An 11,824-nucleotide genomic window follows, 5' to 3' on the forward strand; every position below is an offset into this window, starting at 1 on the left:
ACGACATGACCGACACGCAGCGCGATCGTCGACGGCACCTGCTCGACACCGTCATCGAGATGCTCGCCGAGACGGGCCCGGACCGGATCCAGATGCGTGAGGTCTCCGAACGGTCGGGGGTCGCGCTCGGGACGCTCTACCGGTACTTCCCGGCCAAGCAACACTTGCTCGCTGCGGCGATGATCGCATGGAACGAGATTCTCGCTGGTCGCTTGGCCGAGGAGAAGGCCTCGGGGAGTCGTGCGCGGGGATCGGTTCTCGAGCGGGTCATCGACCTCTACACCAGGCAGATGAAGGCGTTCCAGCGCGGCCCCAACTTCGCTCGTCTCGAGGTGGAACTGCAGACCTCGGACGACCCCTACGTCCGCGACACCCTCGACGAGCGATCAGCGTTCAACCGGACGGCGCTGTTCGAGTTGATGGACGGTGTGCCGGCCGAACTGGCCCGCCTCGCGTCGCTGTCGATCGGCAGCACGATGCTCAACTCGCTGGTCCTGTGGACCACCGGAAGAATCGGGTTCCCGGAAGCGCTCCGCAACGTTCAGGACGTGTCGCGGCTGGTGCTCGGGGACTACGCGTAGCTGCGACGCTCGACAACCGAACGATCCACCCGATCTTCGAACGGCAGCCTCGCCGACCATCCTCGACGCTCCTCGACAGCACTGCCCCGAGAACGGGTGTTGACGGGACAGGGAAGCCTCTGTGCAAGGATCGTAGGCCAGATGGAGAAGCGGAAACGGAGCCGTCGCGGGACCGGGCAGCAGCTGCGCGGGGAGATCCTGGACGCTGTCGATCGGTTGTTGGAGCAGGCAGGCGGGTACGACGGCCTGACCATGCGACGGGTGGCCATGGAGGCGGGCGTCACGGCGGGCGCCATCTATCTCCACTTCGACGACAAGGCGAGTTTGTTCTGGGCGTCGTTGGCGCGGCACTTCGATGCACTGGCCGCGAGCATGCTGGACGCCGAGTCGGGAGTCGGAGCGGACGGTCGCGACCGGCTGGAGGCGTTGGCGCATGCCTACTGCCGGTTCGGCCTGGCGAACCGCGGCCCGTACCGGCTCATGTTCGAGATGCAGCAGCCCATTGCGGGCGCTCCCGGTCCGCACATCCACCCGGCGACGCGGGTTACCGACGTCCTCACTCGCGGTGTGGCCCAGTGCCGGGAGGAGGGGTATCCATTGCGGCTCCCGGTACTGCAGACCGCGCAGACTCTTTGGATGGCTCTGCACGGCATCGTCGCGGTGCAGCAGGTCCTCCCGTTCCGCCCGGTAGCCGACGAGGGTGAAGGCGGAGCTGCGGCGGGCGCAGCGCCCGCACCCGAGCAGTTCGTCGACTACATCCTCCAGCTGGCCGACGGTGTCCTGGTAGGCCTGGTCGGCACCGCGCGAGGAGACGGTCCGACACAAATCGCCGACACCGAAGTGGAGCGCGAGCTGCGTGCCGCGCTCGGGGCACGATCCCAGGCTCCAGTAGCGGATTGAGCTGGAGCACTGGGACGTTCAAGACCGCACGCGCACCGCGCTACGAGACGCATGGCGTGATGTGAGCGTTGCCGCCGCCGGTCAGGACGCGCCGCCGGCGAACAAGGCGGCGATGGCATCGGCCAGGTCCGGGGAAGGCGAGCCCATCGCCGTCATCCCCGCGTCGATCCGGATGGCTTGCCCGCGGATGGCCTGGGAGCTGTCGGTGGCGAGGAACAGTGCAAGGTTGGCCACGTCCTCGGGCTCGGTGAGCCGGTCCGTGGTCTGGTGGCGCACGACCGCATCGCGCAGTGCGCCAGGGAATTGCGGTGCTGCGCCCTTGGAGAGAACCAGCGAGGGAAAGATCGCGTTGGCGTTGATGCCTTGGCGGCCGTGGGTGGTGGCGATGAATCGGGTCAGCGAGGTGACGGCTGCCTTGATCGACCCGTAGGCGACGCGGTTGATATCACCGGTCTCACCCTGCATGGACGACGTGATCACGATATTGCCCCCGCCTCGCGCTACGAGGTGCGGGATGGCGTGCCGGGTGCCGTAGACCACGCCCATCAGGTTGACGTGGAAGGCCAGTTCCCATGCGGAGTCGGGCGTGCTGACGACGTCATGGTCGTCGGCCGCCGCCGCTCCGGCGTTGAGATGTACCACGTCGAGACCTCCGAACGCGTCGACGGTGGCCTGGATGCTGGCGCGGGTCTGCTCTTCGTCGGCGACGTCGACAGTGAGGGAGATGGCTTCGGCGCCGTCGGCGCGGAGCCGTGCGGCGACCTTTTCGGCGGCCTGGGTGTCTATGTCTGCCACGGCAACCGCGGCGCCCTCGCGGGCGAAGAGCTCTGCGGTCGCTTCACCGATGCCGCTTCCTGCGCCGGTGATGTAGGCGGTCTTCCCGTCGAGTCGCGCAGTCATCTGTTGCCTCGCCTTCGTATGTCGTTGCGGTAGCTTGCATCTAAAGCTAAACATTGTTCAGTTAGTGAGTGCAAGGGGTCGACCGGACCCTGTCCCGACCGTCGTGCTGACGGGGCGGCCCGCAGGCTGATACGAATCAAGGCGTCAATAGTCCACTGCTGCAGCTAGTTCCAGCGCGGTGGGGCGGTGCGGTCGGCGACGATGTGTCGAACGAGTGGAGATACGGATGATCGAGTTCAAGAGAGTGGTGAATCGGAGTGAACCGCACTACGCCTGGCGCGCCGACCGATGCTGCGCGTTGCCTGTGCACCGTCGGATGGATGAACGGCACCGTCGGTCACTGGTCGCCGTGGCCACTGCCTACCAGGCGCGCACCGGTCGGCTCGGTGACGTCGCGAATCCGGAAGACAGTATCAGTCTTGACGATGGAGACTTGGTGTGGCGCAAAGGTAGCCAGTGCCTGATCTTCACTGTCGTGGAAGTGACTGCTGGTGACTTCGTCCGTGCCGTCCGGCTGACGTCGGGCGAGTGGACGACAGTCGCCGATTGGCCGGTCACTCCGACGGATCCTGTCGGCACCGCACGCACAATCTGGCAGTTGATCCTGCTGGTCCAGGCCGAGATCGAGGATTCGGGCATGTTCTAGGTGATTCGGCGAAGTTCCAAAGCGGCTGTCCTCGCGGGCGCGATTTGGAATCCCGGCCCGGTCGTCGGCGAGCGAGTCGGCAGCCGACGTCACCTGCGGGAATCCCGTCGACGGTATCGGGCGCGGGCGATGAGTAGAATCATGTTCCATTCGTATCTACACAGAGTGCCCGGATCGACTGCCAAATGGTATTGCTTTGGGTCTGCAACGAGTGCATGGTCGGTGGAACGTGATTTCACTACGTCGAATCGGGAGTGTCGATCGTGAGGAGAGAACGGCCGTACGTCCGCGTACGCGAACGCCGACGGAGCCGACGTGATCATCCCGGCGGGTTACTTCCCGGTGGAGCGGACCCGCACCCGGTTCGAGGCTCTCGGTTGTCAGAGTCCCAGGGGGATAGCGGCACCCGAGATCGGGGTGGAGTCGTCCGAGAGGAGGAACGCGATCACCTTCGCGATGTCGGCCGGATCGACCCAGTTCGCCCGGTCGGAGTTCGGCATCGCGGCGCGGTTCGCGGGCGTGTCGATCACCCCCGGCAGCAGGGCGTTCGATCGGATGTGGTCCTTCTTGTACTCGACGGCGATCGACTCGGCGAGAGCGAGCACCGCGGCCTTGGACGTGCTGTACGCGGTGCCGCCCGGGAACGGCTTCAGGGCCGCGCCGGACGACATCGACACCACCGAGCCGCCGCCGTTGGCGATCAAATGCGGCAGTGACTCACGCAGGACCGCGTACGTGGTGCGGACGTTGAGATCCAACTGGCGGTCGATCGCCTCGGCGTCGGCCTCGTGGGTGCGAGGTCCCGACTCGAAGCCCCCGACGAGATTGACCAGTGCCGTCAGGGGCGAGTCCGGATCCGCCGCGGCGACCGCGACAGCCTCGGCCAGTTCCACCGGAACTGCCACGTTGCACCGGACCAGGGCGAGTCGATCGTGCTGGTCGAGCCGCGCTGCCTCGGACGGCTCGATGAATGGCACGACGACCCGCCAGCCGAGGGACAGTAGGTGGTTGGTGACGTGGACGCCGAGGGCGCCCGTGCCGCCGGTGACCAATGCAGTTCCCGTCATCGGAATCTCCTTCGCTGGTTCGGCTCAGCGGTCGTAGGACGTAGGCGGGACCGCTGAACAGGAGGTCGAGGAACTCGTCCACTGCGGACGACGCGAACTCTGGTCATGATCGCAGCAGAACGCGTGCGCTGCAAGCAGCCATACCGCTCTGCTCGGGCGAGGACACGTCGCGTCCGGTCGGGTTGTCCCGCGCGGGAACGGACGTCCTGCGGGCACGATTGTGCGCGCGGGATGCGGCTCTGCGCGCGGGACGAACGCGACCTACTCGCAGGCGATTCCGTCGTTGTCCCGATCGAGGTGCTGCGCGTACCCAGGCTGTCCTCGGTAGATCGGAGTGACACCCGCCTGACGCGCCTCGGTGCAGTTCTTGTAGTAGGCCTGCGGGCGCGGCGCGGGAGCCTGAGGTGCGGGAGCGGGCTGGGGAGTACCCCGAGGCGCGGGAGCCGGAGCAGGTGCGGGTGCGGGCGCCGGCGCGGGCCTGGGCGCGGGTGCTGCTGGAACTGGTACGGGAACAGGCGGAAGGATCGTTCCGATTGCGTCGGCCGAACCGGTGGGAACGAGATTCGCGATCTCGACGGGCAGGTAATCGCGGAGCGTTGCAGCCCGCATCGGCGTTCCCGGTGCCGGCGGAAGCAGCGGCTGAACCGCATCGGCGACGAACTGGGGGATCGCGTTGGCAACTTCCGGCGGCAGGAAATCGTGGACGGTCGACGCCTGCGCCGCGGCGGGAACCGCGGTGACGAGCGCTGCACATCCGATGACACCGATGACGAAACTGCGGGCCTTCATGACACCTCTCTCGATGGATGACAACGTCCGGATGGACGAGGTTCCGCCGATTCTGACAGCCTCGATATGGAGGAAAACCACCTGGTCGGTGTTTTTCGATTCGACCTCGGAATGGTCTTGTGGTGCTGTATAAGCTCCCTGGCGAGCAGTGACTGTGCGCGCGGTGCCGACGAGCCCTACTGGTCGTCGAGGTCGTCGAACAGTGACGGCTGGATCGGTTCCTCGATGGGGAGAGAGTGTTCGGGCTGGTTGTCCGACAAAACGTCTCGATCGGATTCGAGCTTTTCGGAGGCCTTCTCCGCAGGCGTCTCCGGCGCGTCACCGATGGTGGCGGGCGTGGCGGTCGGGAAGTGCAACTTGCCGCCGAAGTGGGTGGCGAACTCCTCGTCCACCCCGCTGAGGAAGTCCCCCAGGTGTTCGACCATGTCGACGAGGTGCTGGGGCACGAACGGGTCGGCGAGCATGTCGATCATGACCCGTAGACGATCCTCGTACAGCGCGAAGCGCAGGTACGGCCAGCGCCGGTTGAGGTCGGAGATCAACTCGGATGCGCGAGTGCGACCACTGATGTCGCGCACCAGCGGCGCCCACAGTTGCACCTCGGGGGTGCTCTCGTTCGCGATCACGAGCGCCAGAGCGGAACCGAACCGCAGGACGATGTCGCCGTCGGAGTCCCGTTCCGGGACCTGGCCGGACATGTCGGCCAGGGTCGAGGCGATCACCTCGCGCAGGTGCTCGGTGTCGCGCGGCCTGATCGCCACGTGCCGGTCGAGTGCGACCGGTCGGGGCGCGACGCCCCCGGGCTGGGTGGGGTCGGGTGCGCCGTCGGCGCCGAGGTGGTGGAGGGCGAGGAAGCTGGGGTGCGGGACGTCCCACGTGTCCCGGAATACCGACACGGTCATCGCCGCGAGCAGGTCGGCCCACCGCGCGGCCTTCTCGACGACCAAGGTGGGCTCGTCGTCTTCGCCGAACTCGGCGAACAGACTGGGTTCGGCGGCGGCTGGTGGGGGTGTCCAGCCATGCGCCAGCAGCCGCGTGCGGTCCGCGTCGGACAGTCGTCGACGTGGGGGCAAGTGCAGGGCGGCGGGGATCTCGCAGCGGACGACGGGGCCGTCAGGCCCGGCGACCAGTTGGCACTGGACGAACGGCACGCGGCCGTCCGCCTCGTCGGTTTCGCACGTGGTCTCGATTACCAGCTGGTCGTCGACGACGATCGCTGCGATCCGGTCGGCGAGGTGCGCCCGATAGGAGCCCCAGGCGTCTTCGATCGCTCCGTCGAAGTCGCCACTGGCGGACCTGCTCGAGAACTCGGACACAGTAGATACGGTATCGCGCCGGTGGGGAGGCGCTGGAAGAGGCGGTCCGATCAGGCACTGACGGTCTGGACCGACAGCTGGTTCAGTCCCTCAGCCGTTCCGGAGCACCCCTTCGTCGGATACGGGACGAAGATCGAGCCGGTGTCGTTGGGCGGGTAGACGCGCAGGCCGGCGACATCGGTCGGGGCACAGGTGTCGGCCGGGTAGTTCTCGACGTTGACGGCGCGCACCATCGCTGTCGCGGTGCCGTTCGGTGCGAGGGACACCGCGCCGTCCGACTCCCCGGACCGCGTGGCGGCGGCACCAACCTGGGCGCCGTCGGGGCCGCCCTGGACGTAGGAGACGCCGGGGAAGCCGTCGAGCACGCACGTCCGTCCACCGACGTTCGTGAACACCAGCGGAAGTTCCGTCGAGCCTGCCGCTCCCTGCGTCTGGCCGAGGGTGAGCCGAAGTTCGCTCACCGCGCAGCCGTCGGGGTGGGCGGCGGCGTTGACCGTCGAATCGGGCGAGGTCGCGTTGATCGAGGTTGCGGCCGCCGGCGCCGCCGTCGTGGCCGGCGGGGCCGAGCCGGCGGCCGGAGACGGCTCCGGGGTTCCGTTCTTGTCCGTGCTGCAGCCGGCCGCAGTCAGGGCGGCGGCCGCTGCAAGTATCCCCAGACCGCGGAATGCGAATGACTGTCGATTCATGCTGGTGCTCCCCGGGATCGGCGGCAGGTCTCCTCGTGAATATCGCACGCTTTCCGTGACTCCGCTGATCAGTTCGTCGCGCAAAGTCTCTTTCGTCCGGGTCGATCGACACGAGATCGTCACGCCGCGTAGCCCGCACGTAACACCGGCCGACCTAGCGTAAACGGCGACGTATACACACGGTTGGACCGTTGTCTTCGGTCCATGTGAGAAGGCGGTCGACGATGACGACGACACTCGAGACCCCCAACCCGACCGACAGCGTGCGCGCGGCCTACGCGCGGATCGCGGCGTGCGGTCGACCGGAGGTCTGGATCCGGTTGCGCGCAGAGGTCGACGCCCTCGCCGACGCGGCCCGGGTCGAGGCGCGGATCGCCGCGGGCGAGGTGCTGCCCCTCGCCGGAACGGTGTTCGCGGTCAAGGACAACATCGATGTCGCCGGGCTGCCGACCACGGCGGCCTGCCCGGAATTCGCCTACATACCGGAGGTCTCGTCGCCGGCGGTGACGCGCCTGTCGGCCGCCGGTGCGGTGGTGCTCGGCAAGACCAACCTCGATCAGTTCGCCACGGGGCTGGTCGGTACTCGCAGTCCGTACGGAATCGTCCGTGCCGCACAGTATCCCGAGCGTGTGGCGGGCGGGTCCAGCTCGGGGTCCGGTGCGGCGGTCGGACTCGGGCTCGTGGATTTCGCGCTCGGCACCGACACCGCGGGGTCGGGCCGGGTGCCGGCGGCGTTCAACGGCGTCGTCGGGATCAAGCCGACGATCGGGTTGGTGCCCACGCTCGGGGTCGTGCCGGCGTGTGCCGACTTCGACTGCGTCACGGTGCTGGCGCCGACCGTCGCCCTCGCCGGGCGGGTGATGTCGATCATGATCGGACCCGACGCGGCGGACCCGCGCAGTCGGACGTGGCCGGCCGACGTGGTGCTGTCCGCGCCGGCGCGTCCCCGGGTCGGTGTGCCGATCGACGCGCAGTTGGAGGTGCTCTCGGACAGCTACCGGCGCAGCTTCGCCGCGACCGTGGACCTCGCGACCGAATCCGGGATGGAGCTGGTGCGTGTCGACGTCGCACCCCTGCTCGAGGCGGCGCGACTGCTCTACGACGGCGCGTTGGTCGCCGAGCGGTTCGACGCTGTCGGGGACTTCGTCGTCGCGCACCCGGACGCCACCCTGGACCCCACCGTCGAAGCCATCGTCCGCGCTGCCGCGCACAAGCCGGCGCACGAATTCGTCCACGACACAGGCATCCTGGTGACCGCCAAGCACCACGCCGCCGCGCTGTTCGCCGACGTCGACGCGCTGTTGCTGCCCACCACGACCGAGCATCCACTCGTCGAGGACGTGCTTGCCGACACGGTCGAGACCAATCGGCGGCTCGGCACGTTCACCAACTTCTGCAACCTGCTCGACATGGCGTCCGTCGCGGTGCCCGCAGTCGGCGGGCCCGGGGAATCGTTCGGTGTCATGACCGTGACGGCGGCGTTCGGTGATCAGGTTGCGCTCGACATCGCCGCCCGCCTCGCCGGCAGCGACACCGCCGTTCTGGCTCCGGAGGTGGGTGTGCGGCTCGCGGTGTTCGGGGCCCATCTGCGTGGTCAGCCGCTGCATCACCAGTTGCAGGCTCTGGGGGCCCGGTTCGAGCGACCGGTGTCGACCACGGACGACTACCTGATGGTGCGCTTGGATTCGAAGCCGCCCAAGCCGGGGTTGGTACACGTGCCGGGCGGCGCGGGACGCTCGCTGCCGGGGGAGTTGTACCGCATCTCTCCGGCCGGGCTCGGCGCGTTCCTGGCCGCGCTGCCGGCGCCGATGGCGCTGACCGCCATGACCCTCGCGGACGGGACCACCGCCGTCGGCTTCACCTGCACTCCGGCCGCGGCTGCGACGGGCGTCGACATCACCGACTTCGGCGGGTGGCGTTCGTTCCTCTCCGGGGCTCTGGCGTGACGGTTGCCGACCGGTCGAAGCCTCGAAATGGGCCGAGCCGCCTGCGTTCACGTGACGGATGTCACGGAACGCAGGCGGCTCGTTTCGTCGGGGTGTGCGTCGCTACCGCTCGTCGGCGGCACTCAGCCGGTCGAGCATTCGGTCGAAGGCGGGACCGTCCGGGCCGAGGTCGTCGAAGCGCGACTGCGCCGCGTCACGGTGGGTCGACGCGAGGCCGCGGGCGATGTCGCTGCGTCGGCGCACGGCAGCCAGGATCAGTGCGTCCAGGTCGACGATCTCCTGCTCGAGGCGGTTGAGCATGGCTGCGTCGGCACTCCGGGACGATCCGGCGGTGTGGACGGCGAACGATTCGGTCCGAACGGTCACATCGTCTCCTCGAGTCTCGGTGGCAACGGCGCAATTGCGACGCTGTCTCTTAGTTAGTCGCAGCAGCGGACTACACGTTACGTCCGGTACGTGATCGCCGCCGATTTCGATCGGAGGCGTATAGTTGCACTGTGCAACACGAACTGGCGGTCGATGACGTGGCCGCGGTGCATGCCGAGCTGGTCCAGCTGGCACGCGAGTTGGTCACCGGGGGACGCGACATCGAAGGCGGGCCGTCGTTCGCCCAGCACTCGGTGCTCTCGTTCGTCGCCCGCCACCCGGGGTGCCGGGCGACCGACATCTCCGACGCCTTCGGAGTCAACCGGTCGACCGTCTCCCGTCAGTTGCGCGGATGCCTCGAGGCCGGATGGGTGCGAACCGAGCCCGGCACGGTGCGGAACGGGTACCCGTTGCGGTTGACCGCGGAGGGTGTGGCCGTGCTCGCCGATGCGGATCGGAGACGGTTCGACGAGGTCCGTACCCGGGTGCGCGGATGGACACCTGACGAGATCGCTCAGTTCGCTCGCACCCTGCGTCGGTTCCGTGACGCACCGGTCCCGACGGACGCCCACGACGCCACCGCTCGAGTTGGAGATGACGCACATGCGTGAGTACGGCACCCCCGCCCGTTTCACCGTCGCCGAAGACGAGTCGATCGTCCACACCGTGTTCGAACACGCGCGCCGCACTCCGAACCTGGTGCTGTTCTCCCGGCCGCGCGGCGGTGCGTGGGTGGACGTGGACGCCACGGAGTTCGCCGACCTGGTCACGGGTGTCGCGAAGGGTCTCGTCGCGGCCGGGGTGCAGCCGGGGGGTCGGGTGGCACTGCTCTCGCCCACGCGGTTCGAGTGGACGCTGTTCGACTTCGCGATCTGGGCTGCCGGTGCGGTGTCGGTGCCGATCTACGATTCCTCGTCGCCCGAGCAGATCCGGTGGATCATGGAGGACTCAGGGGCGGTGCTCGCGATCGTCGAAAACGCCACGCACGCAGCGGGGTTCGACGGTGTTCAGGGTCGCCTCTCGCGATTGCTGCAGATCGAGGACCGAGCCGTCGAGAAGTTGATCGCCGAGGGCGCCGGGCTCGACGACGACGTGATCCGCGAACGCGTGTCCGGCATCCGCACCGACGATCTCGCGTCGCTGGTCTACACGTCGGGCACGACCGGACGCCCGAAGGGCTGCATCCTTACCCACCGGAACTTCCTGTCCGAGGTCCGCGGAATCCTCTCGGCGTCGATCGGCGAGGTGGCCCGTCCGGGGAATCGGATGCTGACCTTCCTGCCGCTGGCGCACGTGCTGGCGCGCGCGGTCTCGCTCGCGATGTTCGTGGCCGGCGGGACGCAGGCGCACTGGTCCAACTTCGGCACCGTCGCCGGGCAGTTCCAGCGGTTCCGCCCCCACGTGATCCTCGGGGTGCCGCGCGTGTTCGAGAAGGTCCGCGACAGCGCGGCGCACGCCGCGGAGAAGGGCGGCCGAATCCCGCAGGCCGTCTTCGTGTTCGCCGAAACCACCGCGGTCGCCTACAGCGAGGCGCTCGACGCCGGCGGCCCGTCGCTGCGACTGAAGCTCTACCACGCCGTCGCGGACCGCCTCGTCTACAAGAAGTTGCGTGCCGCGATCGGCGACGAGTGCTGGTGGGCGATCTCCGGCGGTGGCGCCCTAATGCCGCGGCTGGGGCATTTCTTCCGCGGCGCCGGTATCCCCATCTACGAGGGCTACGGACTGACGGAATCGACTGCGGCCCATTGTGTCAACATTCCCGGGCAGCAGAAGATCGGGTCGGTCGGAAGGCCGATGGGGGGCAACACCGTCAGGATCGCCGACGACGGTGAGATCGAGCTGCACGGCGGCGTCGTGTTCGATGGCTACTGGGGAAACGAGACCGCGACTGCCGCAACACTTCGCGATGGTTGGCTCCGCACCGGCGATCTCGGTGAGCTCGACGACGACGGCTATCTGACGCTGACGGGCCGGAAGAAGGACCTACTCGTGACCGCCGGCGGCAAGAACGTCTCGCCGGGGCCGCTCGAGGACCGACTGCGATCGCACGTCCTGATCTCGCAGGCCGTGGTGGTGGGCGACGGCCGACCGTTCATCGGGGCGCTGCTGACCCTCGATCCCGAACCGTTCGAGAACTGGAAGGCCGCCAACGGCAAGCCCGCGTCGGCCACCGTCGCCGACCTCGCGACCGACCCCGATCTCCGCGCGGCCCTGCAGTCCGTGATCGACGACGCGAACTCGACGGTGTCCCACGCGGAGGCGATCAAACGCTTCGAGATCCTGCCGACTGACCTCACCGAGGAAGCCGGCGAGCTCACCGCGACGTTGAAGATCAAGCGGAACGTCGTGGCCGAGCGCTACGCAGCCCAGATCGAGTCGATCTACCGGGGGCGCTGAACCGCCGTCCGACCTGGCCCGATCCGCCCCACGCCGGTGGGCCGGCGGAGGTGATCGGGCCCGGCGCCGATTCCTGCCCCGATCGGCGCATTGCTGGCATTTCGCCCAGTACGTCCAATCGCGCTGATTGGGTGGTCTCGACGCGCTACTCTCACGTCCGGCATTGGAGAATATCCGCTCTTCGGTCGCCTGTTTGTTCAGTCTGAGGTTGGACGTGAAGGGTCGTTTGC

General features: G+C 68.0%; 12 protein-coding genes. 6 read left to right on the forward strand and 6 right to left on the reverse strand.

Annotated features, from left to right (window positions below; translation table 11 throughout):
• The first annotated feature begins 5 nt into the window (after positions 1-5).
• Both ACQ5DX_RS05750 and ACQ5DX_RS05755 read left to right on the forward strand, forming a co-directional pair.
• On the forward strand, positions 6-581 hold the full coding sequence (locus tag ACQ5DX_RS05750; RefSeq protein ID WP_430335555.1) for a TetR family transcriptional regulator: 576 nt from the start codon (positions 6-8) through the stop codon (positions 579-581).
• Positions 582-722: 141 nt separating this feature from the next.
• Positions 723-1,481 carry a TetR/AcrR family transcriptional regulator gene (locus tag ACQ5DX_RS05755; protein WP_430331711.1) on the forward strand — a complete coding sequence of 253 codons (759 nt, stop codon included), beginning with the start codon at positions 723-725 and terminating at the stop codon, positions 1,479-1,481.
• 81 nt (positions 1,482-1,562) lie between these two features.
• Here the strand turns inward: ACQ5DX_RS05755 and ACQ5DX_RS05760 are convergent, their stop codons facing one another.
• A complete protein-coding gene (locus tag ACQ5DX_RS05760) occupies positions 1,563-2,381 on the reverse strand; it encodes an SDR family NAD(P)-dependent oxidoreductase (RefSeq protein ID WP_430331712.1) in 819 nt (272 codons plus the stop codon).
• A gap of 481 nt (positions 2,382-2,862) precedes the next feature.
• Here ACQ5DX_RS05760 and ACQ5DX_RS05765 point away from each other — a divergent pair, with 481 nt between their 5' ends.
• Positions 2,863-3,027, forward strand: a complete 165-nt coding sequence (locus ACQ5DX_RS05765; RefSeq protein ID WP_430331713.1) for a hypothetical protein — start codon at positions 2,863-2,865, stop codon at positions 3,025-3,027.
• A gap of 380 nt (positions 3,028-3,407) precedes the next feature.
• Here the strand turns inward: ACQ5DX_RS05765 and ACQ5DX_RS05770 are convergent, their stop codons facing one another.
• From ACQ5DX_RS05770 to ACQ5DX_RS05785, 4 genes are all read right to left on the reverse strand, one after another.
• Positions 3,408-4,094, reverse strand: coding sequence for an SDR family NAD(P)-dependent oxidoreductase (locus ACQ5DX_RS05770; RefSeq protein WP_430331714.1), 687 nt, complete (start codon positions 4,092-4,094; stop codon positions 3,408-3,410).
• 261 nt (positions 4,095-4,355) lie between these two features.
• On the reverse strand, positions 4,356-4,883 hold the full coding sequence (locus tag ACQ5DX_RS05775) for an excalibur calcium-binding domain-containing protein (protein ID WP_430331715.1): 528 nt from the start codon (positions 4,881-4,883) through the stop codon (positions 4,356-4,358).
• Positions 4,884-5,059: 176 nt separating this feature from the next.
• Positions 5,060-6,199: a T3SS (YopN, CesT) and YbjN peptide-binding chaperone 1 gene (locus tag ACQ5DX_RS05780; RefSeq protein WP_430331716.1), complete on the reverse strand. Its 1,140-nt coding sequence runs from the start codon at positions 6,197-6,199 to the stop codon at positions 5,060-5,062.
• Positions 6,200-6,249: 50 nt separating this feature from the next.
• Positions 6,250-6,885 (reverse strand): DUF4232 domain-containing protein, encoded by a 636-nt coding sequence (locus tag ACQ5DX_RS05785; protein ID WP_430331717.1) that lies wholly within the window; start codon positions 6,883-6,885, stop codon positions 6,250-6,252.
• A 224-nt stretch (positions 6,886-7,109) separates the two neighbouring features.
• Here ACQ5DX_RS05785 and atzF point away from each other — a divergent pair, with 224 nt between their 5' ends.
• Positions 7,110-8,831: an allophanate hydrolase gene (gene atzF, locus ACQ5DX_RS05790; RefSeq protein WP_430331718.1), complete on the forward strand. Its 1,722-nt coding sequence runs from the start codon at positions 7,110-7,112 to the stop codon at positions 8,829-8,831.
• 102 nt (positions 8,832-8,933) lie between these two features.
• On the opposite strand, the gene ACQ5DX_RS05795 is transcribed toward atzF, so the two are convergent.
• Positions 8,934-9,197: a chorismate mutase gene (locus ACQ5DX_RS05795; RefSeq protein ID WP_430331719.1), complete on the reverse strand. Its 264-nt coding sequence runs from the start codon at positions 9,195-9,197 to the stop codon at positions 8,934-8,936.
• 131 nt (positions 9,198-9,328) lie between these two features.
• Here ACQ5DX_RS05795 and ACQ5DX_RS05800 point away from each other — a divergent pair, with 131 nt between their 5' ends.
• A complete protein-coding gene (locus tag ACQ5DX_RS05800; RefSeq protein ID WP_430331720.1) occupies positions 9,329-9,808 on the forward strand; it encodes a MarR family winged helix-turn-helix transcriptional regulator in 480 nt (159 codons plus the stop codon).
• Positions 9,801-11,594 carry an AMP-dependent synthetase/ligase gene (locus tag ACQ5DX_RS05805; protein ID WP_430335556.1) on the forward strand — a complete coding sequence of 598 codons (1,794 nt, stop codon included), beginning with the start codon at positions 9,801-9,803 and terminating at the stop codon, positions 11,592-11,594. The genes ACQ5DX_RS05800 and ACQ5DX_RS05805 overlap by 8 nt, the downstream gene beginning before the upstream one ends.
• Positions 11,595-11,824: the final 230 nt, after the last annotated feature.

Origin of the sequence: Rhodococcus sp. ACT016, from assembly GCF_050477185.1 — a bacterium.
Classification (GTDB): domain Bacteria; phylum Actinomycetota; class Actinomycetes; order Mycobacteriales; family Mycobacteriaceae; genus Prescottella.

Coding starts and splice junctions, on each gene's coding strand:
- atzF (WP_430331718.1), top strand. CDS start 7,110: ATGACGACGACACTCGAGACCCCCAACCCGACCGACAGCGTGCGCGCG.
- ACQ5DX_RS05755 (WP_430331711.1), top strand. CDS start 723: ATGGAGAAGCGGAAACGGAGCCGTCGCGGGACCGGGCAGCAGCTGCGC.
- ACQ5DX_RS05770 (WP_430331714.1), bottom strand. CDS start 4,094: ATGACGGGAACTGCATTGGTCACCGGCGGCACGGGCGCCCTCGGCGTC.
- ACQ5DX_RS05750 (WP_430335555.1), top strand. CDS start 6: ATGACCGACACGCAGCGCGATCGTCGACGGCACCTGCTCGACACCGTC.
- ACQ5DX_RS05775 (WP_430331715.1), bottom strand. CDS start 4,883: ATGAAGGCCCGCAGTTTCGTCATCGGTGTCATCGGATGTGCAGCGCTC.
- ACQ5DX_RS05785 (WP_430331717.1), bottom strand. CDS start 6,885: ATGAATCGACAGTCATTCGCATTCCGCGGTCTGGGGATACTTGCAGCG.
- ACQ5DX_RS05805 (WP_430335556.1), top strand. CDS start 9,801: ATGCGTGAGTACGGCACCCCCGCCCGTTTCACCGTCGCCGAAGACGAG.
- ACQ5DX_RS05760 (WP_430331712.1), bottom strand. CDS start 2,381: ATGACTGCGCGACTCGACGGGAAGACCGCCTACATCACCGGCGCAGGA.